This window comes from Gluconobacter sp. P5H9_a (assembly GCF_018812085.1).
Classification (GTDB): Bacteria; Pseudomonadota; Alphaproteobacteria; order Acetobacterales; family Acetobacteraceae; genus Gluconobacter.
The window spans coordinates 26,438-52,653 of sequence record NZ_JACRVW010000008.1 but is presented as its reverse complement, the minus strand read 5'-3'; the positions used below and the strand labels follow the sequence as shown (position 1 = coordinate 52,653).

At 55.6% G+C, this 26,216-nt stretch carries 28 protein-coding genes and 4 tRNA genes; 9 read left to right on the top strand and 23 right to left on the bottom strand.

Annotated features, from left to right (window positions below):
- Positions 1-73 precede the first annotated feature (73 nt).
- Both KP708_RS09780 and KP708_RS09775 read left to right on the top strand, forming a co-directional pair.
- Positions 74-634 (top strand): isochorismatase family protein, encoded by a 561-nt coding sequence (locus KP708_RS09780; RefSeq protein ID WP_215751239.1) that lies wholly within the window; start codon positions 74-76, stop codon positions 632-634.
- A 28-nt stretch (positions 635-662) separates the two neighbouring features.
- Positions 663-1,073: an Ivy family c-type lysozyme inhibitor gene (locus KP708_RS09775; protein ID WP_202207291.1), complete on the top strand. Its 411-nt coding sequence runs from the start codon at positions 663-665 to the stop codon at positions 1,071-1,073.
- Between the two features lie 44 nt (positions 1,074-1,117).
- On the opposite strand, the gene KP708_RS09770 is transcribed toward KP708_RS09775, so the two are convergent.
- The 3 genes from KP708_RS09770 to gpt all read right to left on the bottom strand — a co-directional run bounded on the left by KP708_RS09770 (position 1,118) and on the right by gpt (position 1,857).
- Positions 1,118-1,194, bottom strand: a tRNA-Arg gene (locus KP708_RS09770).
- A 20-nt stretch (positions 1,195-1,214) separates the two neighbouring features.
- Positions 1,215-1,291 (bottom strand) — tRNA-Pro (locus KP708_RS09765).
- Between the two features lie 50 nt (positions 1,292-1,341).
- The gene (gpt, locus tag KP708_RS09760; protein WP_086633629.1) at positions 1,342-1,857 is read right to left on the bottom strand and encodes a xanthine phosphoribosyltransferase; all 516 of its coding nucleotides are present in this window, start codon (positions 1,855-1,857) and stop codon (positions 1,342-1,344) included.
- Positions 1,858-1,918: 61 nt separating this feature from the next.
- Here gpt and KP708_RS09755 point away from each other — a divergent pair, with 61 nt between their 5' ends.
- Positions 1,919-3,145: an MFS transporter gene (locus KP708_RS09755; protein ID WP_215751238.1), complete on the top strand. Its 1,227-nt coding sequence runs from the start codon at positions 1,919-1,921 to the stop codon at positions 3,143-3,145.
- Positions 3,146-3,275: 130 nt separating this feature from the next.
- Here the strand turns inward: KP708_RS09755 and KP708_RS09750 are convergent.
- The 4 genes from KP708_RS09750 to ispH form a co-directional block, all read right to left on the bottom strand.
- Positions 3,276-3,351, bottom strand: a tRNA-Asn gene (locus tag KP708_RS09750).
- Positions 3,352-3,459: 108 nt separating this feature from the next.
- Entirely contained in the window at positions 3,460-3,912 is a 453-nt protein-coding gene (gene rnhA, locus KP708_RS09745) for a ribonuclease HI (RefSeq protein WP_046901356.1), read from the bottom strand.
- Entirely contained in the window at positions 3,905-4,855 is a 951-nt protein-coding gene (locus KP708_RS09740; protein WP_215751237.1) for a homoserine kinase, read from the bottom strand. The genes rnhA and KP708_RS09740 overlap by 8 nt, the downstream gene beginning before the upstream one ends.
- 6 nt (positions 4,856-4,861) lie before the next feature.
- Entirely contained in the window at positions 4,862-5,863 is a 1,002-nt protein-coding gene (ispH, locus tag KP708_RS09735; protein WP_046901354.1) for a 4-hydroxy-3-methylbut-2-enyl diphosphate reductase, read from the bottom strand.
- 101 nt (positions 5,864-5,964) lie between these two features.
- Between ispH and KP708_RS09730 the strand changes: the two genes are divergently transcribed.
- The 3 genes from KP708_RS09730 to KP708_RS09720 all read left to right on the top strand — a co-directional run bounded on the left by KP708_RS09730 (position 5,965) and on the right by KP708_RS09720 (position 10,208).
- Positions 5,965-6,555, top strand: a complete 591-nt coding sequence (locus tag KP708_RS09730) for a hypothetical protein (protein ID WP_215751236.1) — start codon at positions 5,965-5,967, stop codon at positions 6,553-6,555.
- Positions 6,539-8,239, top strand: a complete 1,701-nt coding sequence (locus KP708_RS09725) for an alginate export family protein (RefSeq protein ID WP_215751235.1) — start codon at positions 6,539-6,541, stop codon at positions 8,237-8,239. The genes KP708_RS09730 and KP708_RS09725 overlap by 17 nt, the downstream gene beginning before the upstream one ends.
- A gap of 73 nt (positions 8,240-8,312) precedes the next feature.
- Entirely contained in the window at positions 8,313-10,208 is a 1,896-nt protein-coding gene (locus KP708_RS09720; RefSeq protein WP_215751234.1) for an OPT family oligopeptide transporter, read from the top strand.
- Positions 10,209-10,211: 3 nt separating this feature from the next.
- On the opposite strand, the gene KP708_RS09715 is transcribed toward KP708_RS09720, so the two are convergent.
- From KP708_RS09715 to KP708_RS09705, 3 genes are all read right to left on the bottom strand, one after another.
- The gene (locus KP708_RS09715) at positions 10,212-10,796 is read right to left on the bottom strand and encodes a hypothetical protein (protein WP_215751233.1); all 585 of its coding nucleotides are present in this window, start codon (positions 10,794-10,796) and stop codon (positions 10,212-10,214) included.
- 236 nt (positions 10,797-11,032) lie between these two features.
- A complete protein-coding gene (locus tag KP708_RS09710) occupies positions 11,033-11,596 on the bottom strand; it encodes a cob(I)yrinic acid a,c-diamide adenosyltransferase (RefSeq protein WP_215751232.1) in 564 nt (187 codons plus the stop codon).
- A 16-nt stretch (positions 11,597-11,612) separates the two neighbouring features.
- Positions 11,613-12,206, bottom strand: coding sequence for a DUF4142 domain-containing protein (locus KP708_RS09705; RefSeq protein ID WP_215751231.1), 594 nt, complete (start codon positions 12,204-12,206; stop codon positions 11,613-11,615).
- Positions 12,207-12,322: 116 nt separating this feature from the next.
- On the opposite strand from KP708_RS09705, the gene KP708_RS09700 reads away from it, so the two are divergent.
- Entirely contained in the window at positions 12,323-12,751 is a 429-nt protein-coding gene (locus tag KP708_RS09700) for a DUF423 domain-containing protein (RefSeq protein WP_215751230.1), read from the top strand.
- 4 nt (positions 12,752-12,755) lie between these two features.
- Here the strand turns inward: KP708_RS09700 and KP708_RS09695 are convergent, their stop codons facing one another.
- Positions 12,756-13,094, bottom strand: coding sequence for a hypothetical protein (locus KP708_RS09695; RefSeq protein ID WP_215751229.1), 339 nt, complete (start codon positions 13,092-13,094; stop codon positions 12,756-12,758).
- Positions 13,095-13,166: 72 nt separating this feature from the next.
- Here KP708_RS09695 and KP708_RS09690 point away from each other — a divergent pair, with 72 nt between their 5' ends.
- Positions 13,167-13,691, top strand: coding sequence for a thioredoxin family protein (locus tag KP708_RS09690; protein WP_369826510.1), 525 nt, complete (start codon positions 13,167-13,169; stop codon positions 13,689-13,691).
- Between the two features lie 49 nt (positions 13,692-13,740).
- Here KP708_RS09690 and KP708_RS09685 read toward each other — a convergent pair whose 3' ends face one another.
- The 12 genes from KP708_RS09685 to KP708_RS09630 form a co-directional block, all read right to left on the bottom strand.
- Entirely contained in the window at positions 13,741-15,429 is a 1,689-nt protein-coding gene (locus KP708_RS09685) for a M3 family oligoendopeptidase (protein ID WP_215751227.1), read from the bottom strand.
- 41 nt (positions 15,430-15,470) lie between these two features.
- Entirely contained in the window at positions 15,471-16,682 is a 1,212-nt protein-coding gene (locus KP708_RS09680) for a pyridoxal phosphate-dependent aminotransferase (RefSeq protein WP_215751226.1), read from the bottom strand.
- The gene (locus KP708_RS09675; RefSeq protein ID WP_215751225.1) at positions 16,679-17,881 is read right to left on the bottom strand and encodes a pyridoxal phosphate-dependent aminotransferase; all 1,203 of its coding nucleotides are present in this window, start codon (positions 17,879-17,881) and stop codon (positions 16,679-16,681) included. The genes KP708_RS09680 and KP708_RS09675 overlap by 4 nt, the downstream gene beginning before the upstream one ends.
- A 165-nt stretch (positions 17,882-18,046) precedes the next feature.
- A complete protein-coding gene (leuB, locus tag KP708_RS09670) occupies positions 18,047-19,156 on the bottom strand; it encodes a 3-isopropylmalate dehydrogenase (protein WP_086633647.1) in 1,110 nt (369 codons plus the stop codon).
- Positions 19,153-19,779: a 3-isopropylmalate dehydratase small subunit gene (leuD, locus tag KP708_RS09665; RefSeq protein WP_064273079.1), complete on the bottom strand. Its 627-nt coding sequence runs from the start codon at positions 19,777-19,779 to the stop codon at positions 19,153-19,155. The genes leuB and leuD overlap by 4 nt, the downstream gene beginning before the upstream one ends.
- Complete coding sequence (gene leuC, locus KP708_RS09660; RefSeq protein ID WP_215751224.1) at positions 19,779-21,206, bottom strand: 3-isopropylmalate dehydratase large subunit; 1,428 nt, start codon at positions 21,204-21,206, stop codon at positions 19,779-19,781. Before leuC ends, leuD begins: the two co-directional genes overlap by 1 nt.
- A gap of 20 nt (positions 21,207-21,226) precedes the next feature.
- The gene (rplS, locus tag KP708_RS09655; RefSeq protein WP_007283497.1) at positions 21,227-21,619 is read right to left on the bottom strand and encodes a 50S ribosomal protein L19; all 393 of its coding nucleotides are present in this window, start codon (positions 21,617-21,619) and stop codon (positions 21,227-21,229) included.
- 24 nt (positions 21,620-21,643) lie between these two features.
- Positions 21,644-22,348 (bottom strand): tRNA (guanosine(37)-N1)-methyltransferase TrmD, encoded by a 705-nt coding sequence (trmD, locus tag KP708_RS09650; RefSeq protein ID WP_202208452.1) that lies wholly within the window; start codon positions 22,346-22,348, stop codon positions 21,644-21,646.
- Entirely contained in the window at positions 22,345-22,887 is a 543-nt protein-coding gene (rimM, locus tag KP708_RS09645) for a ribosome maturation factor RimM (RefSeq protein ID WP_086633643.1), read from the bottom strand. The genes trmD and rimM overlap by 4 nt, the downstream gene beginning before the upstream one ends.
- A 31-nt stretch (positions 22,888-22,918) precedes the next feature.
- A complete protein-coding gene (rpsP, locus tag KP708_RS09640; RefSeq protein ID WP_099212690.1) occupies positions 22,919-23,269 on the bottom strand; it encodes a 30S ribosomal protein S16 in 351 nt (116 codons plus the stop codon).
- Between the two features lie 40 nt (positions 23,270-23,309).
- Positions 23,310-24,725 (bottom strand): signal recognition particle protein, encoded by a 1,416-nt coding sequence (ffh, locus tag KP708_RS09635; RefSeq protein ID WP_215751223.1) that lies wholly within the window; start codon positions 24,723-24,725, stop codon positions 23,310-23,312.
- 129 nt (positions 24,726-24,854) lie between these two features.
- Positions 24,855-25,376 carry a Spy/CpxP family protein refolding chaperone gene (locus tag KP708_RS09630; RefSeq protein ID WP_215751222.1) on the bottom strand — a complete coding sequence of 174 codons (522 nt, stop codon included), beginning with the start codon at positions 25,374-25,376 and terminating at the stop codon, positions 24,855-24,857.
- 226 nt (positions 25,377-25,602) lie between these two features.
- On the opposite strand from KP708_RS09630, the gene KP708_RS09625 reads away from it, so the two are divergent.
- Positions 25,603-25,692 (top strand) — tRNA-Ser (locus tag KP708_RS09625).
- Positions 25,693-26,216 lie beyond the last annotated feature (524 nt).

The window sequence follows — 26,216 nt, the reverse complement described above, 5'->3', positions numbered from 1 at the left end:
TGGAGGCTGATTAAGATCGCACAATGCGTTCTGCAGGACATGATTCCTGCCTCAGCCTTGGAAGATTGCTCCTTTGCCTGATTTTCAGCACTCAGCTCTGATTATCGTCGACGTCCAGAATGATTTTTTGCCTCATGGAGCCTTAGCTGTTCCGAGAGGTGATGAAATCATTGCCCAGGTTAATGCCCTGTCCCATCTTGGCTTTGGGGCTGTAATTGCCACTCAGGACTGGCATCCCGCAAATCACTGCTCTTTCGCGCCACAAGGCGGACCTTGGCCCGAACATTGTGTTGCAGCGTCGTCAGGTGCCGATTTTCCAAAATCTCTCGACCTTAGCCCGATCAGCCATATCTTTCACAAAGGAATGGCGCAGAATCGGGATAGCTATTCAGCGTTCTTCGACAATGACCATGTCACCTCTACGGGCCTGAATGCGCTCCTCAGCGGCCTTTCCATCAACCATGTTGTGATCTGTGGCCTGGCGCTTGATTTCTGTGTCGCGGCAACTGCTGAGGACGCCATGCGCTGTGGCTTTAGGACAGACATCGCGCTTGAGGCCTGCCGTGGAATCAACGCGGACCAAAGCGCCCTCCTCCAGAAACTGAGGAGCAACGGAATCACTTTTTCTGACTGAATGAGCTCGGCTGGAGAGGACACTGCATATGAAACTGAAATTATTCGCTGCGATGTTACCCCTTATCGCACTCTCCACCTCACTTGCGTCTGCAGAAGTTCCAACGACACAGGAACTCCTGAGCCGTTCGGGCTTCAAGGAGGCCTATAAAAGCATGATCACGTTGCCGGCCTGGGTCGTATCAGGACAGGGCACATCAACGCCTGTGGAATATTTTTCCCAAGATGGAAAGCGCTATGCACTGGGTCACATGTGCAAACCCCACGACTGTGCGGCGCAGCAGCTCGAAATCGTCATGGCAAACGACCATTCAGGCGCATGGGGGCTTTTGTCGATCAAGGCTAATAGCGCCTTGAAGCAGACTCTTCTCGGATCACCAGAACCAGCAATGGAAAAGGTTCTTCGAGATGCCTATAGCAAGAATAATCCTGCCAACTAATTTTTTGAAAATTGCTAGGCGCGCGGCGCTGCTGTTAAGCAGGCTGGCGCGCCCTGCTGGATTCGAACCAGCGACCCACAGCTTAGAAGGCTGTTGCTCTATCCAACTGAGCTAAGGGCGCAGTAAAGAAACCTCAAAGACTGGTCGGGGCGCCCGGACTCGAACCGGGGGCCTCCTGTACCCAAAACAGGCGCGCTACCAGGCTGCGCCACGCCCCGAACCGAGGCGGAACTTAGGTGGTATAAGTTCCGGACGCAATAGGGTTTTTTCAATCTTTTTCATTTCTTACGAGCGGAGGCACAAAAAGTGGTGCCGTATCCCACGGAAACAGCACCCAGGTGTCCTGAGCGACTTCCGTGACATAGTGATCGGTCAGCGGTTTTCCGTCCGGTTTGGCATACAGGCAGGCAAAAACAGCCTTGGGCAGCATTTCACGCACGAACTGAGCCGTAATGCCGGAATCAACCAGATCATCGACGATCAGGAAGCCTTCACCGTCACCTGCGGCGGTTGGTGCTTTCACAACCTTCGGCTGGTGCTGCGTGCCTTCTTCACCAGCGTAGCTGATGACAGAAACGCTTTCGATCAGGCGGCAGCCCATTTCACGGCCAAGAATAGCTGCGGGGATCAGGCCACCACGCGTAATCGCCACGATACCGCGGAACGGACCGTGCTTTTCCATGAGCGTCGCAGCAAGAGTACGGGCGTCACGATGGAGCTGGTCCCAGGTGACGGTTGCGTACGTTACGGGTTTGGGTGTGGATGTAGCATTCATGTCTCTCATCTGCCTTCCGGCTCGGAATTTTGCAATAAACTTGCACGCCGGAAGTGATTAATGTGCCTGAATGATTGAACCAGCATTACGAGCCCTTCCCGGCCTCGGCCCACTGATTATCAGCCGAATCTGTTCCCAGCTTTCTGCTACGACGCTGACAATTGCCATCGGCTGGCAGATGTACGCCCTGACCCATAGCGTTTCGTCGCTGGGCTATCTGGGCCTTGCACAGTTTCTACCGATGGTTCCCCTGACATTCATCTCCGGACACGTCGCGGACCGTTTTAATCGCCGCAGCGTGGTGCTGATCTGCCAGATTATGGAAGTGCTCAGCACGGGCGCCCTTGCAGCCATCGCGGCCATGCATTGCCTGACCCCGGCCTACGTGTACGCTTTTGCAGCGTTCTACGGCACGCTACGCAGCTTCGAGATGCCGTGCCAGCAGGCATTTCTTCCAGCGATCGTCCCCCCTCAGCTTCTGCCCAGAGCACAGGCCCTGATGTCCTCGCTGTTCATGACGGCATCCATTGTGGGACCAAGCCTGGGCGGCCTTCTCTACGGGCTTGGGTCAGTTATCTGTTACAGCCTTGCGACGCTTGGATTCGCATTGGCGTTTCTAGGAACGCTGGCTCTAAAGCTGCGCCATAAGGTCGCATCAAAAGACCCTGTGACGTTCGCCTCTGTATTTGCGGGCCTTGGTTTTCTAAACAGACGTCGCGACCTTCTTGGCGCGATTTCCCTGGATCTGTTTGCGGTTCTGCTTGGCGGTGCCACTGCCATGCTCCCCGTCTATGCGGATAGCGTTCTCCATGTTGGGCCAATCGGGCTGGGCTTTCTGCGCGCAGCCCCTGCGCTCGGAGCGCTCTTTACATCAGCCTGGCTGTCTCGCCATCCACTTGGGGGCCGAGCTGGAATTACGATGTTTGTTTCCGTGATCGTTTTTGGCATCGCGACCATTGTGTTCGGCGCTTCGCACATCACATGGCTCTCAGTCGTCGCCCTGATGGTTCTAGGAGCAGCAGACGTCATCAGTGTTGTCGTCCGGTCGTCACTCATTCAGCTGGCTACACCAGACGCCATGCGCGGAAGGGTCTCCGCTGTGAATTCGCTGTTCATCGGCTCCAGCAACCAGCTGGGCGAATTTGAGAGCGGAATGCTGGGAACAGCCATCGGGCCAGAAGCAGCTGTTATCGCAGGCGGCGTAGGAACAATTCTTGTCGCGGCAACTTGGATTCGTCTCTTTCCCAGCCTGTGGGCGCTGGATCGACTGGAAGACGTCAGACCAGAAGAACTCTGAGCAAATCCCACGAACTCATCACCGGAACGGCATCGAGCTTCCGGTGATGGTCAATCAGTACAGTAGATATGAAAAAAGCCCCGTAAGGGGCTTTTCACTGTACCGAACCAGTTCTTTCAAGAAGAAAGAGTGGCTCCCGAAGTAGGACTCGAACCTACGACCCAGCGATTAACAGTCGCTTGCTCTACCAACTGAGCTATTCGGGACCGGTGAGGAGGTATTTAGTCCAACCGCCGGGGTCGGTAAAGCCCCTTTTTTCATATTTCTGCATTTTTCTGAACTTTCTTCAGTAACCCGCAGAAAACATGACTTTTTCAGAGCTCTTCCCGCCCCCGAGTTGCCAATACATCCACACGTTCATTGTTCACATCACCAGAATGTCCCCTCACCCAGAGCCATTCGATTTCATGAGGTTTGGCCGCATCGAGAATGCGCTGCCACAGATCCATGTTGGCAACAGGATCACCAGCTGAATTACGCCAGTTCCGCCGTACCCAACCACTGTGCCACCGCGTGATACCGTTCCGGAGGTATTCACTATCTGTATGTAACGTGACCCGACACGGCCGCTTCAGAGCTTCCAGAGCCTCAGCCGCAGCCGTCAGTTCCATGCGGTTATTGGTCGTCTCCGGATGCCCGCCCCATAGCTCCTTTTCCTTGCCCTTAAAGCAAAGCAGTGCTCCCCAGCCTCCTGGGCCGGGATTGGGTTTGCATCCACCATCCGTCCAGATCTCGACCGGAAGTTGATCCGCGCTCGCATCAGACATGGGCGACACCTGAAAAATGTCGGAGACGCCCCAGATAGGCCAGTGGGTCCTTGCGGGTCACCAGTGCATCAGCCGGGGTATTGATCCAGTCGTAGAGGCGCGTCAGCAGAAACCGGATTGAGGCCCCCTGACACAGAACTGGCAAAGCTTTCTTTTCAGCCATCTCTAAATTGCGGACGCTTTCGTAACCTTCGATCACGGCGTGAGCGAAAGCAGGTTCGAAAACCTTCTCATCGCGAAAACACCAGGCGTTCAAACAGATCGCCAGATCGTAAGCAAAGAGGTCCGTGCAGGCGAAATAGAAATCGATCAGCCCAGAGACCTGATCGCCCTGAAAGAAGACATTATCGGGAAACAGGTCTGCATGGATCTGACCACGGGGCAAACTGCCCGCAGCAGGCCAAGACTTTTCAATCCGTGACAGTGCCTCAGACAGTTCCTGCGTGAGACCCGGCAGCAGGTCATCCCCGCTGCCCTGACAGCTCTCAAGGAGTGGGCGCCAGGCTTCCACAGACAGCCCATTAGGGCGCTCCGCCGTATAGTCCTGCCCTAGCTTGTGGAATGTCGCGAGGACCTGTCCCAGTGCGTGACAGGCAGATGCTGTAATCTGAGGTATGGCTTGACCCGGAAGGAACGTGGTGATCGCCGCCGGGCGATCTGCCAATACCCTGAGAGCGATGCCGTCTTTTGCCTGTACGGGTTGCGGGCAGTTCATGCCCTTACCCGACAGGTGCTGCATCAGCCCCAGAAACCATGGAAGATCAGACGCTTTGACCCGCCGCTCAAAGAGCGTGAGGATGAACTTCCCTTCCGTGGTCTGAAGAAGGAAGTTGCTGTTTTCGACGCCTTCGGCAATGCCCTGGAAAGAAACCAGGGCACCGATGTCATATGTGCCAAGAAACGCTTCAAGCGCCTCGGCCGCCAGTTCAGTATAGACGGCCATGAAGACTCAGTTGTCCTCACCAGCAAGCGGACCAGGAAGGCGGAAATTGATGTTTTCCTCCTTCATGATTCGCTCTTCGATCTTCAGCGTGTACTTTGCAGCAAGCGCCGTCACCATTTCCTGTACGAGGCTTTCCGGAGCGGACGCACCCGCACTGATGCCCAGCGTTTCAACGCCTTCCAGCACAGACCAGTCCAGATTTTCCAGCTTCGGCACCAGAAGTGCACGGCGAGCACCAGAACGCTCTGCCACTTCCCGCAGACGCTGCGAATTGGAAGAGTTTGGCGAACCGATCACGATCACCAGATCACTTTCCGGCGCAATGGCCTTCACGGCTTCCTGACGATTGGTCGTCGCGTAACAGATGTCTTCGCGCTTCGGGCCTTCAATCAGCGGGAAGCGAGTCCGGAGAATATCGACGATCTCAGCCGTATCATCCACAGACAGCGTCGTCTGCGTGATGAAGGCCAGCTTCGCCGGATCCTTTGGCTGGATCGTACGGGCTTCTTCAGCATCGTTGATGAGCGTGACAGCGCCCGGCGGAAGCTGGCCCATTGTGCCCACCACTTCCGGATGGCCGGCATGACCGATCATCAGAATATGGAGCTGCTCGGGGCCACCACCTGCAAAGTGACGCTCTGCTTCGCGGTGTACCTTGGAAACCAGCGGACACGTTGCATCTAGGTACAGCAGATTGCGACGCTGCGCTTCGGCTGGAACCGACTTCGGCACGCCATGTGCTGAGAAAACGACATGTCCGTCGGGCGGCACTTCGTCGAGTTCCTCAACGAAAATGGCACCCTTGGCCTCCAGTCCTTCAACCACAGTACGGTTATGGACGATTTCGTGACGAACATAGACGGGGGCGCCATAACGGCGCAGCGCTTCTTCAACGACACGGATGGCACGATCCACACCGGCGCAGAAGCCGCGAGGCCCGGCCAGCAGGACGCGGAGCGTCTTCTGGTGTGCAGCACCTTCAGGTGCAAGAGTTGTCTGATCTGACATGGTGTTCCCCAAGCGGGCGGAGTTCGATATGTAGGACCAGTATCGACCGGATTGACGCATGTCGCAACGTCCGGGCCGCTTTGTGGGAGTTTCTACAGCAGATGCCAGCCTTTCGGCGCCTTGCCACGTCCCTGTTTGTCCCGGCTTTTGCCGTCGTCGCGATTTCAACACTCGCGGGATGTGACGAATCCAATCCGGGCTTCTTTGCCCCCACATGCCCGGTCACGGATATTCCCAGCGCCGCAGCAGACCGGTTTGTCTATGATGGAAAAGATCCGGACATCGGGAATCTGGTCAGCCATGCACAGCTCACCGCCATTTCGGGGGACTGTGAACGTGGCCCCAAAGGTCCCAAAGACCAGCAGATGATTCGTACCCGCGTCAGTCTGGCAATGAACCTGACGCGAGGACCCGCCTCCAAGACCGGCACCATCGACGTCCCCTATTTCATCGTCATCATGCGTGACGGAAAAATCGTGGATAAGAAGATCTTCACGGACACATTCAAGCTGGAACCGAATGTCAGCAACCAGTCTGTTCGTACGGATCTGCGCCTTGTTGATCTTCCTGCATCCAAAAATATTCAGGAAAATCCCTACACGCTCGAAATCGGCTATCAGCTGACCAAGGATGAGCTGACTTACAATCAGCAGCACCTCCCTGTCGTAAAGTTCCGTGGCCGGACGCAGTAAGGGCCTTTTTCCTTCTCTTTCACCTGACGTCAAAATCCGGATTACGCTGAAAACGACCCTGGCTTGCCTGGCAGGCCTTGGGTCTTCAGCCTTTTCTGCGACTCCTGACGTTTCGGCATCGAAAGAAGAAAGGATCAAGGTCCATCACGCAGAACGTCCGGAAATTCAGAACTTTCCCCATGCAGGGTTTCTGGAACAACCACGCCGTCTGACGCCGAGCCAGAATGTGGCGCCAATCGGACGCCAGCCCCGATGGGGTGGATTCAATCGCGGCAACGGCGAAGGTGCGGGCTTTGGGCCTGTCGGACGCTATGGTGTCGCGCCATGGGCTGAAGACTGGTCATATCTGCGTGACAAGCACCATCAGAGCGACATTTTCGATCCATTGAAGTTCATTGCTCTGAATAATGACCGCACAATCTGGCTGTCCCTGTCCGAACGCACCCGCCTTCGCAACTGGTACAACGACTATCCGATGCTGGGGACAAATACCCACTCCGGCTCAGGTCGCTTTGTCACGCGCAATATGTTGGGGGCCGACCTTCATATCGGAGAACACTGGCGTATCTTCGCGCAGCTCGTGAACGGTACGGCCGCAGGCTGGAACGGATATGGCTATGGTGGCACTTACCGTAAGCGTCTGGACCTGCATCAGGCTTTTATCGAATACAAACGCACTATTGGCACAGCAAAGACGGGCCTGATGTTTGGAAGGCAGCAGTTTCTCGATGCGCCATCCTACGTCCTGTATGACCGGGAACCCCCGAATATCCAGATTACCTGGAACGGACCGCGCGCTTATGCGATTTTCCCGCATGTCCGGTTCGATCTCTATGACTTCGTTGCGACAGACATCACCCCAACGGCCATGTTCCACGACACACAGGACTGGAACACGCGCCTCTATGGATTCAACACGACCTTTGACGTCCCCGCGTTCCATCTGGGCCAACAGCGTGTTCAATCCTATCTCGATCTGTTCTGGATTGGCTTTCATCTTGGTGGAAAAACAGGCTCTGTTCCGCTGGTCAGTGCGAGCAAAATCAGCTCCGTAACGGGCGCGACAAATCGTAACAATTTCGGTTTTCGGTGGTACGGCACAGCCCAGCAACTTGAATACGCCATCGGCGTCTTGTGGCAGCAAGGCAATTTCACACAATACGGAACCACTGCCCGGCGCCAGGTCTCTGCTTATTCCGTGAATACGACATTGGGATACAGACGTTCCAATCTGCCTCTCAAACCCTTCTTTGGAATTCAGACGGACGTCTATTCCGGCGGCAATGAAAACCGTCGCACAGGAACAGTCGGGACTTACAGTGCGCCATTTGCCCCGCAAAATCCGTATCTGGATTACACGGGCTACATTGGCGCTGCGAACCTGATCAATCTGTCCCCCATTGTCGTGGGGTCCTACGGTAAGGTGTCTTTGCGGATCAAAGTCCCGATTCTATGGAGGGAGACCACAGCGTCTTCCGTCTATTCAATCAGTTCAGCTTATAATTTCCCCAGGTTTCGCAGCCACTTCATCGGCGTAGCCCCTAATGGTCTGTTGACATGGGCTGTATCCCGACACTGGAACTGGACACATGTCGTCGCCTGGTTTGCGGCATCGCATGATCTGAAAAATGCCGGGGCAAAAAGCGGGCTCTATTATCAGTCCAGCCTGTCATTTGCTTTTTGATGAATGGTTGCGGTGCGGGCCTCCGCAGCGTAATGCCCGAAAAAACAACGCGACATCACAGGATTGCCCCACCATGAAACTTATGGACAGCCGCGAACTGACCTTGCGGGGCATCATTCTGGGTGCCCTGATTACCGTCGTCTTCACGGCAGCAAATGTCTATCTGGGATTGAAGATCGGCCTGACCTTTGGCTCCTCTATTCCCGCGACCATCATTTCAATGGCCGTACTCCGCCTGATGGGCGGCGGGACGATGCTCGAAAACAATATGGTGCAGACGCAGGCTTCTGCGGCAGGAACACTCTCCTGCGTCTTCGCAGCGCTGCCTGGCCTCATCATGGTCGGGTATTGGCACGAATTTCCATATTTTGTCTCACTCCTCCTAACACTTGCAGGAGGCATGACCGGCGTCATCTTCACGATCCCGCTGCGTCGGGCATTGGTGAAAAACTCTGACCTGCCGTATCCGGAAGGCACAGCCTGTGCCGAAATCCTGCGAGCCTCTTCCCCTGAAGGCGATGCCGAGAGCCTGCGTTCCCTGACAAAAGGGAGCCTTGTCTCCGCAGCCGTTGCTTTCGCAACATCAGGGCTACGGCTTCTTTCCGACGGCGTTTCAGCTGCTACAAGCTTCGGCGCTTCCGTGTTTCGGCTGGATATCAGCTTCTCCCTCGCACTCCTGGGAACGGGTTATCTCGTCGGCATCGGCGGTGGCATTGCCATGCTGCTGGGTGTTCTGATGGGCTGGGGCGTCATGGTCCCCATTCTGGGGCATCTGAACCCGGCCGCAGACCCCATGGCCGCGGCAACAGGTTTATGGCTGCATAAAGTGCGTTTCATTGGCGCCGGAACAATTGCGGTTGCCGCAATTTGGACGCTGCTCGCACTGGCCAAACCTGTTGCAGTTGGCCTGAAAGAGTCTCTGTCCATCAAGCATCGTGCCTCACAGGACGAGAGTGATCAGGATCTTGCGCCCCGGACGTTGATTGGCCTGAGCATCGGACTGGCACTCGTCCTTTCAGGGCTGTTCACCCAGTTCCTGTGGCCCGCAATACCACACGGTGCATCACTGGTTACTCTAGTTCTTCTGGGATTGGGTGCCTGTTTCGGTCTTGGATTTCTGGTCGCGAGCGCCTGCGGCTATATGGCGGGCATTATCGGATCATCGTCTTCCCCGATTTCAGGCGTCGGAATTATCGCGATCATTGCCATTTCCGTCACACTCTGGGGACTGGAAAGCAGCGGCGTTCTTTCGCCTGACCAACGCCCAACGGTTATTGCATTTGGACTATTTGTACTTTCTGCCATTACGGCATCTGCCGCCGTATCGAATGATAACCTGCAAGATCTGAAGACCGGACAACTGGTCGGCGCATCCCCCTGGAAGCAGGAAGTTGCCCTTCTGATTGGTTGTGCTGTCGGTGCAGTGGTTATCCCATGGGTACTACAAACGCTGTATCAGGCCTACGGATTTGTAGGAGCCATGCCCCGCGCTGATATGGACCCAACCCGGGCTCTGGCAGCGCCACAACCAGCTCTGATGGCTGCCATTGCCACCGGTATTCTCACGCACAATCTGGACTGGCTGATGCTGGAGATTGGAGCAGCGCTCGGAATTGTACTGGTCATTGCGGATATTCTTCTAAAGCGGCGCAGTCTTGCTCTGCCGCCTCTGGCCGTTGGTATGGGCATCTACCTGCCTGCCAACGTCTCCGTGACGATCGCAATCGGAGCAGGCCTCGGCTGGCTCCTGCGCAAGTTCCCAAAGGAACAGGGCACAATGATCGCATCTGGCTTTATTGTGGGAGAAAGTCTGGTGGGTGTTGCCGTGGCAGCCATTGTCGGCGCCACCGGCAGCACGGAAACACTGGCCCTTCCCATTCCGGACATGGTTCGAGCCGGACTGGGATGGGCAGTGTTTCTAGGCATCATGTTCTGGTTCGGGCGTTCTGTCCGTCGCCCGACGGCCTGAAATTCAGGCCTTTACCCACCACTGAACAGGTTCCGGCTCGTCAAGAACAACAGCCGGGGCCTCAACAGCGACCTTCTCGACCTTCTTCACCACAGTTTCGTCCTGCACTTCCTTACGCGGACGTCCAACCGGGCGCGGCGAACGGCGGGCTGCTTCAGCGGCCTGCTCACGGGACTGATGAAGCTGGGCTTTCAGAGCCTGGATTTGGTCTTGATGCTCACGCAGATGACGGTTCAGCTCCGTAATCTGGATTTTAGCGTGGGCTTCTCGCGTCTCATACGCTTTGAGCTGCGTCCGGGCTTCAGCCAGATAACGCTCAGCTTCTTCCCAGCGACGCTGCTCACGCTTTACGGACTGACGAAGACGCTCGATTTCGTCCTGGTCGTCCTGGCTCGGTGCATTGCTACGCTGTGCAAATCCACGGCTGGCCTGATGTTCAACAACAACCTGACCATCTCGTACAAAGCGACGGCGACGTTCTGTTGTCGGCGTTGTGGGACGCGCCTTCTGGGGACGGGAAGATCCTGACCCTAGACGAGCAAGCGCCTCACGCAGTTTGTCTTCACTAACCTGCTGATCGTCCTGCATTCTTCGTTTTTTCAACCAATTATAAAATTTGTTCTATGTCACCTGATCAGAATGCCCATCCTGAATGACGGAGGCTCTGAAAGGCTTGAAGCCGATCAGAAAAAAGCATGCCCTGACAAGGAAATGAAAGTCGACACTGCCGGTTTTCTAACTCATTCCGGTGTATCAGACGAAATTCTTTTACCAGATCTTATATGTCCTGTCATCAACACAATAAGACTGTATTCATCTTTCTTTTACTGCCACTGCCCCGGTTGCCAGAGAATGTCCGTCGCTCCGTGATCATTGGCATGACGCGCAAGAACAAAGAAATAATCAGAAAGACGGTTCAGGAACCTCAGCCCATCCTCGGGCGCCGGCTCCAGAACGACAATCCGCCGTTCTGCGCGCCGTGCAACAGTCCGGGCCATATGGGCATGGGCAGAAACAAGAGAACCACCGGGCAGAATAAAGCTTTGAAGAGCAGGCTGCTGCAGGCGCATCTCTTCAATACGTTCTTCCAGCCAACTAACGGCTTTTACTGTAAGACTTTGAGGGCGCTCTTTGTCAGGAATACATAAGTCTGCACCCAGATCAAAAAGACAGGACTGTATTTTTCGAATATCAGAGGAAAGTTCGCGTATACTTTCTTCTGCTCTAAGCGAATAATCAAGTAAACCAAGAAGAGCGTTCAGCTCATCGACCGTTCCCATGGCCTCAATCCTTGGGCAGCCTTTTGAGACACGCGTTCCGTCTCCCAGTGAAGTCTGCCCTGAATCGCCGCCACGCGTTACAATACGATCAAGCCGAACACCCGTCATAATTGGCCTCTAAAGCTTAGTGACGACCGAAGTGATGATGATGACCTTTGACAGTCTTCGCGCCGCTCAGGTCCTGCGCACGAGTCGTATGGTCCTTGAGCATCTTCGTAGTGTCTGACGCCAGCGTCTTGATATCGGCCGTTCCGCCGGACTGCGATGCTGTTGCCAGAGCACTGCTGAGAGCAGGCGTCTGAACGCTCAGAACTTCGCGCAGGAAGACACGGTCAAACGCAGCGCCATACAGATGCCCGAAGGATGCAACGTGAGCTTCATCACCAGCATTCAGCTTATCAGTAACGGTCAGGTTGGCATCGCTAGCTACCTTCGAGACGGCCTTGCGATTGGTCGTGTGGTCACTGACCAGTGTTGCGGCGAAAGCCTTCACAACATCGCTGTTGCTATGTGTGGCAGCCAGTGTCGCAATGCTCACCTGCGTCAGGTCCATGGCATCGACCTGCTGAAGAAATGCGGCATCCGCTGTCGAAAGCGTATAGGTTGATGCAGCAGACGGCAGCGCCGGTGCCGGCGGTGCATCCGGGGCATTACAGGCGCTCAGGCCTGCCAGCATGGCAATCGAGGCAAAAGCTGCGAAGCGTGCAGTAAGTGTCATGAAGAGACATTCCTTCCATCTGCGAGACCAGGACAATGTCCCAGCCACTCTGGCTGAATGGTCCCGGCTTCAAGCGGTCCATTCATGTTCGGCACCACTCATGATACATTCAGGCCATGTCCGCAAATTCTAGCACGCATGATTTTTCCGGTACCTTCCGCTTCTGTTTCATTGCTGGAGCTGTCGAAGGCGCATCCGGAGTGGTTCTCGGGGCGCTTGCCTCTCACCTCCCCGACCATATGTTTGCCATCCCCAATGGCCGTGCCGTTCTGCACTCCGGGGTGGACATCCTCATGTGGCACGCCATCGCACTCTGTGCGCTTTCACTAGGAGCGCGCTTTCTGACGCTACGCCTGGCACGTCTTGCATGTCTGACGATGCTGGCAGGCACGCTGCTCTTCTGTGTCTCCGTCACGCTTTTCGCGCTGTTTGATATGAAAATCGGGACACTCTCAGTAGCCCGCATAGCCCCCTATGGCGGTACCTTGCTGATTTTAGCATGGCTTCTTGCAGCACTGTCCGGACTAAGACGGCGCTCAGCCTGAGACTTCAGGATCTGTTTTTGATCATCTTAAGAGTAAAAAGCCCGGCCACCTGAACAACCAGCGCCACAGCAAAACAGAATAGAATAATACCCACAAGAATGAGCTGTTCTCGCCCGAGCGCCGTTTCAATATGAAACACGCTGTAAAGCGACTGCCAGACATGTGTCGCTGCAGTCTTCTGAGAGAGCTTTACGGCGGGTTCCCAGAAACGAAAGATGGCGGCAAGCGCCAGGGTAAGCCCAACAAGGACGACCGTCCTCAGAAGCGTCTCCAGAATACTGACTTCCGCACTCTGCTGAGCGGAGGGCGATGAGGATGAACCGTGTTGCGTTATCAAAAGCATGACCTTCCGAATGAAGTAGGCTTTAATCGTTTTGCTGTAACACTGCGTTATGTGATGCAGACCATTCGATCAATGAAAGCCTTTTTTATGCGCGTTTCCCTTCTTGCCGCCGCCGGACTGGGTCTGGCGCTTTCCGCACCTTTTTCAGCACAGGCTGCAAGTACGCCTGCGCCCAAACTGACGGAAACATCAGCCCCGCCGGTCGCAACACCCTATCCAGACACGTCCGTCGCCCAGGAGCAGGTGCGCGATGCCTTTGCGCTCGCTGCCAAAACGGGCCGTAAGGTGCTTCTCGATTTCGGCGGCAACTGGTGCCCGGACTGCAAAATGCTCTCCGGCATTTTTGCCCTGCCCGACGCCAAGGCATGGCTGGACAGCCAATTTGTGATCGTCCCGGTGAATGTTGGCCGCATTAACACCAATCTCGATCTGGCCCAGAAATACGACGTGACGATCAAGGCTGTTCCAACAGTTATTATCGTCACGCCGGATGGAAAGGCCCTGAACGGCGACGGGTCGAAGGCTCTGGGGAATGCTCGCAGCATGTCCCCACAGGCCGTTCTTGACCTGATTTCCGAGTGGAACAGCCGCGGATAAACCGTTCATTCTGGCTCTGAAGTTATCCTTCAGAGCCAGAAGATCAGTCTCAGATTCCGAGTTCCTGCTCGGCTTCGTGAACGACTTCCGCCAAAGCATCCTCCTCAAACGGGGATACCAGACCGGCATCAGCCACAAGCTGTGAGAACGGCTTGGAGCCGCCTTCCGAACACAGCTTGCGATATGTTTCGAACGTGGCTTCCCGGTTCATACGGGAACGAAGCCAGAGTTGCAGTGCACAACACTGAGCCAGAGCATAATCAATGTAATAAAATGGCAGACGATAGATATGGAGCTGGGCCTGCCAGCGACCACCCTTTGCCGGATAAGCCAGATCGCCCCAGTCCCGCCAGGGCATGTACATTTTCTCCAGGCGCGCCCAGGTCTCGTGCCTTTCTGCCGCTGTCATTTGCGGATTGGCATACACTTCATGCTGGAAGTGATCGACACAAACACCGTAGGGAAAGAATGAAAGCGCATCGATGAGATGCATCCGGCGATACCGGTCCCCTGCCCCGTCTTCGACCAGCGTATCAATTTGCGGCCAGGTCAGAAATTCCAGACCCATGGAATGAATCTCGGCTGCTTCCATGGTGGGCCAGAGCTGATCGACCCAGTCCTGATCGCGGCTTTTCCAGTTCTGGAAAGCATGACCCATCTCGTGGGTAAACACGCCAATATCGTTATGGGTACCATTGAAATTGGCAAAGATGTAAGGACTGCCAACGGTCGGGAATGAGGTGCAGAAGCCGCCGCCCGCCTTGTTGTCCCGGTTCTTCAGATCAAGATACCCGAGATCCCGCATCTGAACGTAGAAATCGCCCATTTCGCCTTTGGGGTCGAGCGCACGGAACATGCCCTCTGCCCGCGCCACGAGCAGATCATGATCGCCTGCCGGCTCCGGATTCCCCTGCAAATCGATCAGTGCCTCGTCCCAGGCCCAGACCTTGTCCCATCCCATTTTAAGGCGACGGCGTTCCAGCAGTGACTGAACCAATGGAGTAACTGAACTAAGAACCTTTTCCCGGAAGGATGCCACCTGCTCCGGGCCGTAATCTGTCCGGCGCATACGGCGGTAACCCAGCCCGATATAGTTCTCGAACCCCAGCGTTTTCGCCATCCGGTCACGCAGCTCAACCAGACGCCCATAAAGCGTATCCAGTTCTTCGCCATGTTCTTCAAAAAAGGCCCAGCGTGCCTGCTCAGCAGCATGGCGAACCTCCCGATCCGGCCCCTGCAAATATGGTACAAGCCCTGACAGGTTCAGAACCTTGCCATCAAAGGTAATTTTCGCCGAGGCCAGAAGCGCTGTGTATTCACCCGTCAGGCGCGCTTCTTCTTCCAGATCCGTGCTGATCCGGGGATCAAACGTCGTGGTGTCTGCTTCCCACAGATGAACCACATGTGGCGTCAGGAGTGCTTCTAGACCGGCACGATCAGGGTCTGCCAGCAGACGCTTTTTGATGATGACTTCATGGTCCGTCGCAATAGGCGAAAGACGATCCGCATAGTCACGGTCCGTCTTCGCCGTCTCGTCCTGCGTGTTGCGGGAGAACTGGAGATGAACGTGGGAGGCCCAAGATTCATACTCTCGCCGAACGGCATCAAAGGCCTTGAGAGCCTCTTCGCGCTGCCCGCGATCAAGCAGCGACGAAATGTCCGCGTAGCGCGCCTTAAGAGACGCTTCGTCTGGACAGGGAAAAGACAGGTCAGAGAACGGAGGGATTGTCTGTGTCATGATCCAATTCTGACACTCCGCTCCGTTTCCGTCCATGCTTCTCAGGTTTTGCGGATACCTTTTACAAACCCTTCAATGCGGCGACATGCCTCCGCAAGCTGGTCATCTGCCGCTGCGCATGAAAGGCGCAGATAGGGGCTGAAGCCAAACGCCGTTCCCGGAACGGTCGCAACATGAGCCTCTTCAAGCAAGGCCTCTGCAAATGCCACATCCGTATCCAGCAATCGCCCACTGGCAGAAGTGCCGCCGATCAATCCGCCAACACCTGGATAAACATAGAAAGCGCCTTCCGGAACGGCGCATGTCAGTCCTGGAATAGCCTGAAGCGCTTCAACCATCGTATCCCGACGACGCTGGTATGTTTCGCGCATCTGCTGAATACGATCCAGCCCCCCTTTCAACGCAGCGGCAGAGCCTGCCTGAGCAAGTGTACAAACACCTGACGTTGTGTTCCCCTGCACTGCAATCATCGCTTTGATGAGCGGCGTCGGACCACATGCAAAGCCGACGCGCCAGCCCGTCATGGCATAAGCCTTGGCCATACCGTTAATGACCAGAATGCGGTCTGCCAGATCAGGGGCCACCTGCAAGATGGACAGATGCTTGCGACCATCAAACGTCAGGTGCTCGTAAATTTCATCAGACATGACAAGAACATGCGGGGCCTCGCGCAAAACCTCGGCGATGGCTTCAAGGTCATGCCGTTCAAGGATGGCACCGGTGGGATTGTTCGGAAAATTGAGAACCAGCCAACGGGTTTTAGGCGTAATCGCAGCCTTGATTGTCGCTGCGTCAGGCCGGAAACCTTTTTCTTCCGGGCAGGGAATTTCAACGGCCGCCCCACCCAGCATCCGGGCAATCAGTGGATAGCTGACCCAGTAAGGCGCAGGAACGATAACCTCGTCCCCGTCATCCAGCGTTGCCGCAAAAGCATTATAGATGACCTGTTTGCCCCCATTGGCCACCATAATACGGTCGGACGTGACCGTGAGATCATTATCCCGCTTAAACTTATGAATAATAGCGTCAATCAGCGCTTTCTGGCCCGGAATGGGAGGATAACCAGTATCGCCAGCCAACCCGGCCGCATAAGCCGCTTCAATAGCTTCTGGCGGTGATGGAAAATCCGGCTGCCCAAGGGCAAGTGAAATGACGTCTTCACCATCCGCCCGCAATTCGCGGGCCCGCGCCGCCATAGCGATAGTTGCTGGCTTAGGGAGTGTTACCAGACGGGATGCGATGCGAAACGTCATGACAGGCCCTGACAGAACTGCTGAATGCGGGTGCAGGCTTCCTTCAGAAGCTCGGTGCTGGTGGCATAGGAAATCCGGAAATATCCGGGCGTCAGGAAAGCACTTCCATGAACTGCGGCAACGCCCGTCTCATCCAGAAGAGCCGTGACAAAGGCCTCGTCACTGTCGATCAGATGACCACCCTTACTCGTTTTTCCAAGCGTTCCCTCGATGGATGGGAAGACGTAAAACGCGCCTTCCGGCTTTGCACAGCTCAGGCCAGGTGCGTCGTTGAGCATGGACACCACAAGATTGCGGCGCTGCTCATAAACGCTCACCATTTCCCCAATGAAATCCTGCGGGCCTGAAACGGCCTCCTTGGCCGCAGCCTGAGCAATGGAGCACGGATTGCTCGTGCTCTGTCCTTGCAGCTTGATCAGCTGACGCGTCAGTTCCACAGGCGCTGCCGAAAAACCAATCCGCCAACCCGTCATGGCGTAGGCCTTGGATACGCCATTCATTGTCACTGTCCGGTCCCGCAGACGCGGTTCAACCTGCACAAACGTCTTGGCCACGGCACCTTCATACATCAGCTTAGCGTACATATCGTCTGTCAGGATCCACACATGCGGATGCTCTAACAAAACTTCAGTCAGCGCCTTGAGGTGATGCTCGTCATAAGCTGCACCTGTCGGATTACAGGGCGAGTTCAGCATCAGCCATTTCGTCTTAGGCGTAATCGCCGCGCGAAGCTGGTCAGCCGTCAGGCGGAAACCGTTCTCAGCCGTTGTCTGGATTACGACAGGTGTTCCGTCTGCCAGCGAGACGATATCAGGGTAAGACACCCAGGCAGGAGCCGGAATGATGACTTCATCGCCCGCATTCAGGGTGGCAACCATTACATTATAAATGACCTGCTTGCCGCCAGTCGAAACGCAAATTTCCTCAGCGCGGTAATCCAGACCGAAATCAGCGTTCAGTCGGGCCGCAACGGCTTCACGTAGCGGCATCGTACCTGCAACATCCGTGTATTTCGTCTCGCCATTCTGAATGGCCCGAATGGCAGCCTGCTTGACGAAATCCGGCGTATCAAAATCCGGCTCACCAGCTGAAAGACTGATAATATCGCGGCCCTCGGCCTTCAGGGCACGGGCTTTCTGGGTAATCGCAATCGTCTGGCTCGGCAGGATACGGTTCAGACGGTCGGCAATGAGAGACATGATGGGTTCCCGGTGGCTTTATCGCGCAGAGACCCTAGCGCCGTCCGCCCTCATTTGACCACAGCCCATCGGCACATGACTGACACGTTTTTTGTGCACAAAAAAAGCCGGGCGGCTCCTTTATGGAACTACCCGGCCCTTAAGCAGAAACAATTTAAGATAAAATCAGGCCAGCTTTTCCATTTCGCGCAGAACGGCCTGTCCCATCATATCAGTACCAACGCGAGCCATGCCTGGAGACATGATGTCAGCGGTGCGCAGGCCGCTTGCCAGCACGTTGGACACTGCCTTTTCAATCAGTTCCGCATCTTCAGCCCGGTTGAGCGAGTAACGCAGCAGCATCGCAAAAGACAGAATCTGTGCCAGCGGGTTTGCAATGCCCTTGCCAGCGATATCTGGCGCGCTGCCGTGGATTGGCTCGTACAGCGCATTGCGCTTGCCATCTTCACGGACAATGCCGAGTGTTGCAGACGGAAGCATACCCAGAGAACCCGTCAGCATCGACGCCAGATCGGACAGGATATCGCCGAACAGGTTACCCGTAACGATCACATCAAACTGGTTTGGGTTGCGAACGAGCTGCATGGCGCAGTTGTCGGCCAGCATGTGGGACAGTTCCACATCCTGATATTCGCGCTTGTGCAGATCAGTGACGACTTCCTTCCACAGGAGGCCGCTTTCCATCACATTGCACTTCTCGACGGAGCAGACGCGATTGCCGCGCTGACGGGCCATCTCGAAAGCAACGCGGGCAACACGCTCGATTTCGGACGTCGTGTAAACTTCCGTGTTGATTCCACGACGGGAACCATCCGGAAGGGTCTCAATGCCACGCGGCTCACCGAAATAGATACCACCGACCGTCTCACGAACGATCATGATATCTAGACCACGAACCACTTCCGGCTTCAGGGCAGATGCATCGATCAGCGCATCAAAAAGCTGGGCCGGACGAAGGTTTGCGAAAAGCTCAAGCTCCTTGCGCAGCTTCAGAATGGCCACTTCAGGGCGCTTGTCGAACCCGACATGACCCCAGGCCGGATCACCAACCGAGCCAAACAGAACCGCATCAGACTTCCGGGCAAGGTCGATAACCTCATCACGGATAGGAACGCCATGGACTGCAAGGGAAGCCGCGCCAACGAGTTCTTCCGTAATGTCCAGCTTCAGGCCACGGTTTGCGTCCAGCCAATGCACGATCCGTGCAACTTCACGCATGACTTCCGGGCCGATACCATCACCGGCAAGAACAAGAAGCTTGTGGGCTTCACTCATTTTGCAGTTCCCATGCTGATTGACGGCACCCATGCGCGGCTGGCCTGATGTTCAAAGCTGCTGATTTCCGCATCATGCGCCAGCGTCTGGCCAATATCGTCCAGACCTTCGAGCAGCATGTGACGGCGGAAGGGATCAACTTCAAACGGCACAACATTCCCGTCGGGGCGAATGATGATCTGCTTTTCCAGATCGACCGTCAGACGGGAATTCGAACCCTGGCGTGCATCACCCATCAGTTCGTCACAGATTTCCCGTGGCAAACGGATCGGCAGGATACCGTTCTTGAAACAGTTATTGAAAAAAATATCGGCAAAGCTCGGCGCGATGACACAGCGGATGCCGAAATCCAGCAGAGCCCACGGCGCATGCTCGCGGGACGATCCGCAACCGAGATTATCATAGGTGATGAGGATTTCAGCCTGACGATACGGCTCTTTGTTCAGAACAAAGTCCGGGTTCTCGTTGCCATTCTCGTCGTAGCGCTGCGCGGCAAAGGCGTTCTTGCCAAGACCCGTGCGCTGGATGGTCTTCAGAAAGCGTGCCGGAATGATCTGATCGGTATCGATGTTTTCGTTCGGCATCGGAGCCGCAATGGCGGTCAGTTCCGTGAACTTGTCCATCAGACGGTCTCCTTCATCAGCTCACGCACATCACATAGCGTGCCCGTGACAGCCGCCGCGGCAGCCATGGATGGGGAACATAGATGCGTTCTGCCACCCGGCCCCTGACGCCCCTCAAAGTTACGATTGGACGTAGAAGCGCAACGCTGTCCCGGCGTCAGACGATCCGGGTTCATTCCCAGACACATCGAGCAGCCTGCCTCGCGCCACTCAAAACCGGCATCAAGGAAAATCTTGTCCAGCCCTTCGGCTTCGGCAGCAGCCTTCACGAGGCCTGAGCCTGGAACGATCATGGCACGAACCGTTGCCGCAACATGCCGACCGCGCACAACTTCAGCAGCGGCGCGCAGATCTTCCAGGCGGCTGTTGGTGCAGGAGCCGATGAACACGACATCTACTGGTGTTCCAGCAATCTTCTGACCAGCCGTCAGGCCCATATAATCCAGAGCGCGCTGAACCTGCGCAGCCTGAGCCGGGTCTTTGAAATCTGATGGGGACGGCACGATGCCATCAATCGGCAAAACGTCCTGCGGGCTGTTACCCCAAGTGACGGAAGGCACAATGTCCTCGGCCCGCAACGTCACTTCCGTGTCAAAATGAGCGCCTTCATCCGATGCCAGCGTACGCCAGTAAGCACAGGCCTGTTCGAACGCTTCACCTTTCGGCGCAAACGGACGGCCATTCACATAGGCAAAAGTCGTTTCGTCGGGAGCAACCAGACCAGCCTTTGCACCGCCTTCAATGGACATGTTGCAGAGCGTCATGCGCCCGGCCATGTCCAGATCACGGATTGCAGAGCCGGCAAACTCGATCACATGCCCGGTGCCACCTGCCGTACCGATTTTGCCGATAATGGCCAGCATGATGTCCTTGGCCGTTACGCCCGGACCCACTTTGCCCTCAACAGAAACACGCATGTTCTTTGCAGGCTTCTGGAGAAGCGTCTGGGTCGCCATGACGTGTTCGACTTCGGACGTGCCAATACCAAATGCAAGCGCGCCGAGTGCGCCGTGCGTCGAGGTATGACTGTCACCGCAAACGATCGTCATGCCTGGCAGAGAAATGCCCTGCTCTGGCCCGACAACGTGAACGATGCCCTGAGACGCGGAACGCAGCGGGAAATAGGGAACGCCGAACTCAGCGACATTCTTCTCCAGCGTTTCGATCTGGAGACGGCTTTCCGGCTCTTCGATCGGCTGGGAACGGTCGGACGTGGGGACGTTGTGGTCCACCACGGCGACTGTTGCGTCCGGACGGCGCAGGCGACGTCCGGCCATCCGCAGACCTTCAAAAGCCTGCGGGCTTGTCACCTCGTGAACGAGGTGACGGTCGATGTATAGGATGCACGTCCCATCTTCGAGGCGGTCAACAACGTGATCGGCCCAGATCTTGTCAAACAGGGTTCTGGGCGAAGAAGAAACGGGCATCCTTATACTCCAACCTTGACTTAGGAAGCGGCTTTTTCGCCAGCCTTCGGCAGATCGCGCGGGCGCTCTGCAATACGGGCAGACTTACCCGAACGGCCACGCAGGTAGTACAGCTTTGCGCGACGCACCTTACCACGACGCACCACTTCGATGCTGGCCAGGGACGGAGCGTACAGCGGGAACACACGCTCCACACCTTCACCGTTGGAAATCTTGCGAACCGTGAAGTTGCTGTTCAGACCCTTGTTGGAACGGGCAATGACAACGCCTTCGAAGTTCTGCACGCGCTCACGCGTACCTTCGACAACGCGGACGCCAACGCGAACCGTGTCACCTGCGATAAATTCCGGAACGGCGCGAGCCGTGGAAAGACGCTCGATTTCGCGCGCCTCGTACTGCTGGATAATGTTCATGACCAAACTCCTGGAAACAAAAATTCAATGAACCTGCTGTCGCGCCAGGTACGCATCCCACAGATCGGGGCGACGTGCCTTCGTGACGGCGATTGACTGTTCATGACGCCAACGGGCGATGGCACCATGATTGCCGGAGAGCAGGATTTCGGGCACTTCGCGCCCATCCCAGACCGCCGGCTTCGTATATTGCGGGTACTCCAGCAGACCGTCGGCAAAACTTTCGTCCTGACCACTAATCTGGGAACCCATCACTCCCGGTAAAAGACGCACACATGCGTCCAGAAGCATCAGGGCCGGAATTTCTCCGCCTGACAGCACGACATCGCCCATACTGAACTGTTCGATGTCGTGCTTTTCCAGCACACGCTCGTCAATACCTTCAAAACGCCCACACAGAACCACAACACCTGGCCCTGCCACGAAACGCTCTGCATCTTCATGCGACAGACGGCGCCCACGGGGTGTCGGATAGATGACAGGACGACCATCCAGCGCCGGAAGCGCTGAAAGAGCCGTATCCAAAACATCTGCCCGCATGACCATACCAGCTCCGCCGCCAAACGGCGTATCATCCACAGCGCGATGACGACCCAGTCCATGCTCACGCAGATCATGCGATTCACAGGACCAGATACCGCGATCAAGCGCCCTGCCCGCTAGGGAAAATCCCAGCGGCCCCGGAAACATGTCCGGAAACAGGGTCAGGATGTCCGCGCGCCAACTCATGCCCGGACCTGTACCTCTCCATCGAGATCACCTTCGACCTCGACTTCAACTGGCGGCACGACGGTGACGCGACGGTGCGCGAGATCGACATGCGGCACACAAGCCAGCGTGAATGGAACAATCAGACCTCGATCAATCTCGATGCTGACACCCGCTCCATAGTCATGAACTATGGAGACGGTTCCAAGCACTTCGCCATCTTCGGAAACTGCAGTCATGCCGATCAGGTCGGCATGATAGAACTCGTCTTCCTCGACAGCCGGCAGAAGCTCACGCGCAACATACAAACGACGGTTAACCAGTCGTTCGGCAGCTGTGCGGTCTGGCAGAGTGTTCCCCTGAGCGTCTGTCAGAGCAGCCACTCCCGGAGAAACCCAGCTTGCTGTCCATACAACCCCACGCTCATCATGCAGCGCACCAAACATCTCGACAGAAGCCGGATCATCAGTAGCTGCATGAAGATGAACCAGACCGCGTACGCCATGCGGACGACCGATGGTCGCGATCAGGACATCACTGTCAGGTTTAAAAGGTGGCACGGATCAAGCGTCCTGAAACGTCAGCAGTAGATCAGGCTGCGGCAGCTGCAGCAGCGGCTGCTTCTGCAGCGCGAGCCTGAGCCTTGGCCTTCGGAGCGGACTTCTTCGGCTGCTCGCTGTAAGCAGGCTTCGGAGCCAGACCAGCGTTACCGAGGAAACGTGCAACGCGATCGGTTGCCTGCGCGCCGTTGGACAGCCAATGCTGGATGCGCTCGCCGTCAAGGCGGATACGATCAGCATGGTCGGACGGCAGCATCGGATTGTATGCGCCAACCTTTTCGATGAAACGGCCATCGCGCGGGCTGCGGCTGTCTGCAACGACGATGTGGTAGTACGGACGCTTCTTGGCACCAGCGCGTGAAAGACGAATCTTGAGGCTCATGAAAAACTCCTGAAAGACAAACTTGAAAACTTGATGCTGATCAGACGAAAGGCGGGCGCCCACCGGGCTTGCCCATCCCCTTCATCATGTCGGCCAGACCACCTGCCCCACCCATTCCGCGCATCAGGCCACCAAGGCCCATTTTGCTGATGCGCTTCATCATTGTGGACATGTCGTCAAACTGCTTGAGTAGACGGTTCACTTCCTGAACCGTCGTTCCAGAACCTGAGGCGATCCGCTTTTTACGGGATGCCTTGATGATTCCCGGCGTTTTGCGCTCCTGCTTGGTCATCGAGGAAATGATGGCCTTGTGACGTTTGAAGATCGACGTATCGATCTCCTTGTCACCCAGCATATCCTTGATCTTACCCATACCAGGAAGCATGCCGAGAATGCCCGAGATCGACCCCATACGGTTGATCTGGTTGATCTGGGACACGTAGTCATCCAGATCAAACTTACCGGCGAGCATCTTTTTGGCTACGCGTTCGCCTTCTTCGTGGTCGAGCGTTTCCGCTGCGCGTTCCACGAGGCCAGCAACGTCACCCAGCCCCAGAATACGGCCAGCAACACGTTCCGGATGGAATTCTTCGAGCGCTTCCAGCTTTTCGCCAGAACCCGTCAGCTTGATTGGTGCGCCCGTAATGGCCTTCATGGACAGTGCGGCACCGCCACGGGCGTCACCATCCATTCGACTCATGACGACGCCGGTAATACCGACGGCTTCATTGAAGGACTTGGCTGTATTGACCGCGTCCTGCCCCGTCATCGCGTCCACGACCAACAGCGTTTCTGCCGGGTTCGTGACAGAACGGATCTCGCGAACCTCGTCCATCAGAGCTTCGTCGATAGAGAGTCGGCCAGCGGTATCGAGAATGACGATATCGTAGCCTTCGCGACGGGCTGTTTCCAGCGCACGCTTCGCGATATCTACCGGCGACTGCCCCGCTAGGATTGGCAGAGACTTTACCAGCCCTGTAATCGCGTTGACGCGCTCAGCAAGCTGCTGAAGCTGGAGCTGCGCTGCTGGACGCTGCACGTCCAAGCTCGCCAGAAGAATCTTCTTGCGCTCACGGGAAGAGAGACGCAGGGCGATCTTACCCGAAGTCGTGGTCTTTCCCGAACCCTGCAGACCAACCATCAACAATGGAACTGGCGGCACAGCTGAAAGATTCAGAGGAGCAACACCGGCGCCGCCGAGCGCGTCAATCAGGGCATCGTTAACGATTTTGGCGACAGCCTGGCCAGGAGAAACGCTTTCCAGCACCTCATGACCAACTGCACGCTCACGCACCTTATTGACGAAGTCTCGCACGACCGGCAGCGCGACGTCCGCCTCCAGCATCGCGAGACGAACTTCACGCATGGCCTCGGTAACATCAGCCTCCGAGAGCTTTCCATTCTTGGAAAGCCCTTCGAGGACACCGGACATCTTACCTGAGAGTTGATCGAACAACGGGCCACCTTATAGCAAGCAGAAACACGCCACTGCGCGAGCCTTCGCGATGTGGCGTGTCCGGAAACAGGTTCGCTCTATCGCTTCGTGACGCGGACGTCAAGCAATAGAGCGCCTCGACCTTAGAAATCAGGGTGCAGGCGGCGGCCCGTCTTCAGGTGGATGGCCCATAATGGCGTCCAACTGATCATGGAGCGAACGAATTTTCTCCATGGTCGTATTCGCCTGGCGGCGCTGCTCAGGAGTCAGGATATCATGGAGCTTCTCCTGCGTCTCCAGTCGAGCCTGCGCTTCCTGCACATGCAGGTCGGATTCCTGCTTGGTCAGATCAGCGAGAAGCGTACGATCCAGATCACCCTCCACGGAAAGAGCCGTGCGGATCTTGTCCCGAAGAGCCTTCAGCTTTTCATGCCGAGCCTTCATCTCCTCATGACCTTGGCTGAAAATCTTATGGACCTGAGCCTTCTGGGCATCAGTCAGAGTTATTCCCGGCGGGAACGGTGGCAGCCCCCCTCCCGGACCCGGCCTGCCATGTAGGCCATCAAGCTGCGGTCCAGGCGCACCTGGATGGGCGTGCGCCAGAGAGGAACCAGCCAACAGCCCAACGGAAGCTAGAGCTGGGAGGAGAACAGAAAGACGAAATGCCGTCATGGATGCTATATCCTTGATGGTGATGAGAGGCGAAAAAGCGTTCCCGCCCCATTCCCTTCAAGATGGCAGTTTCTTCGTTACAAAACGCCCCATGTCCTGTTTCGAAGAGTAAACCCCTCCAAGGTATGTAACAAAGAAGGAGACTTGACGTGGGAGCCATCTCATCGCATGAAGCCGCCCACGTCCTGCACGCAGGACACGACTCCCGATTTTACGGTCGGGGTCCGGAGAGGTGGCCGAGTGGTTTAAGGCAGCGGTCTTGAAAACCGCCGTGCGTGGAAGCGTACCGTGGGTTCGAATCCCACCCTCTCCGCCATAATCTGGAAAATTATATAATCCACGTATTCAGACGACAAGAACTCATCAGACCCGCTATCCACTCCACTTTACATTTTGCGGCACTATACAACTTCAACATTCAAAAAAAATAAACTAACAATATTCTTATAGACTAATTTATTATTACTATACGTGCTGAATATATAAAATTATAAATTTACCCGATTTTATTCTAAGAAGACATTAAGTACATTGCAATTATTCCAATATAATAATTGTCTATGCCATATTTTTTAAACGTAAATAAATTCCCCCTATCCTTCAGCCTATATCATATCCTACCTACTATCTGTTCATCAAAAATTAATATTCGAATTGATTATTCTAGAATACGCACTATATACTCAAGAATAAATTCTCTGACATGTAAGAAAAATAGTATTTTTTTTCTTTGATTATACTGCCTATAGGGACGATAGCGATGCAATATTATGTTTTGATATGACTTAACGCCATTACATGCATTAACGGCTCAACACTTTGTTTTTGGGAGCCAACGCA

Coding starts and splice junctions, on each gene's coding strand:
- KP708_RS09755 (WP_215751238.1), top strand. CDS start 1,919: ATGATTGAACCAGCATTACGAGCCCTTCCCGGCCTCGGCCCACTGATT.
- trmD (WP_202208452.1), bottom strand. CDS start 22,348: ATGAGTTGGCGCGCGGACATCCTGACCCTGTTTCCGGACATGTTTCCG.
- rnhA (WP_046901356.1), bottom strand. CDS start 3,912: ATGTCTGATGCGAGCGCGGATCAACTTCCGGTCGAGATCTGGACGGAT.
- ispH (WP_046901354.1), bottom strand. CDS start 5,863: ATGTCAGATCAGACAACTCTTGCACCTGAAGGTGCTGCACACCAGAAG.
- leuD (WP_064273079.1), bottom strand. CDS start 19,779: ATGGACAAGTTCACGGAACTGACCGCCATTGCGGCTCCGATGCCGAAC.
- KP708_RS09675 (WP_215751225.1), bottom strand. CDS start 17,881: ATGTCTCTCATTGCCGACCGTCTGAACCGTATCCTGCCGAGCCAGACG.
- KP708_RS09715 (WP_215751233.1), bottom strand. CDS start 10,796: ATGCAGGACGATCAGCAGGTTAGTGAAGACAAACTGCGTGAGGCGCTT.
- KP708_RS09710 (WP_215751232.1), bottom strand. CDS start 11,596: ATGACGGGTGTTCGGCTTGATCGTATTGTAACGCGTGGCGGCGATTCA.
- rplS (WP_007283497.1), bottom strand. CDS start 21,619: ATGAACATTATCCAGCAGTACGAGGCGCGCGAAATCGAGCGTCTTTCC.
- KP708_RS09720 (WP_215751234.1), top strand. CDS start 8,313: ATGAAACTTATGGACAGCCGCGAACTGACCTTGCGGGGCATCATTCTG.
- KP708_RS09630 (WP_215751222.1), bottom strand. CDS start 25,376: ATGACGGCATTTCGTCTTTCTGTTCTCCTCCCAGCTCTAGCTTCCGTT.
- KP708_RS09685 (WP_215751227.1), bottom strand. CDS start 15,429: ATGACACAGACAATCCCTCCGTTCTCTGACCTGTCTTTTCCCTGTCCA.
- gpt (WP_086633629.1), bottom strand. CDS start 1,857: ATGAGAGACATGAATGCTACATCCACACCCAAACCCGTAACGTACGCA.
- KP708_RS09680 (WP_215751226.1), bottom strand. CDS start 16,682: ATGACGTTTCGCATCGCATCCCGTCTGGTAACACTCCCTAAGCCAGCA.
- KP708_RS09700 (WP_215751230.1), top strand. CDS start 12,323: ATGTCCGCAAATTCTAGCACGCATGATTTTTCCGGTACCTTCCGCTTC.
- KP708_RS09690 (WP_369826510.1), top strand. CDS start 13,167: ATGAAAGCCTTTTTTATGCGCGTTTCCCTTCTTGCCGCCGCCGGACTG.
- leuB (WP_086633647.1), bottom strand. CDS start 19,156: ATGAGTGAAGCCCACAAGCTTCTTGTTCTTGCCGGTGATGGTATCGGC.
- KP708_RS09730 (WP_215751236.1), top strand. CDS start 5,965: ATGCCAGCCTTTCGGCGCCTTGCCACGTCCCTGTTTGTCCCGGCTTTT.
- KP708_RS09695 (WP_215751229.1), bottom strand. CDS start 13,094: ATGCTTTTGATAACGCAACACGGTTCATCCTCATCGCCCTCCGCTCAG.
- KP708_RS09775 (WP_202207291.1), top strand. CDS start 663: ATGAAACTGAAATTATTCGCTGCGATGTTACCCCTTATCGCACTCTCC.
- leuC (WP_215751224.1), bottom strand. CDS start 21,206: ATGCCCGTTTCTTCTTCGCCCAGAACCCTGTTTGACAAGATCTGGGCC.
- rpsP (WP_099212690.1), bottom strand. CDS start 23,269: ATGAGCCTCAAGATTCGTCTTTCACGCGCTGGTGCCAAGAAGCGTCCG.
- KP708_RS09740 (WP_215751237.1), bottom strand. CDS start 4,855: ATGGCCGTCTATACTGAACTGGCGGCCGAGGCGCTTGAAGCGTTTCTT.
- KP708_RS09705 (WP_215751231.1), bottom strand. CDS start 12,206: ATGACACTTACTGCACGCTTCGCAGCTTTTGCCTCGATTGCCATGCTG.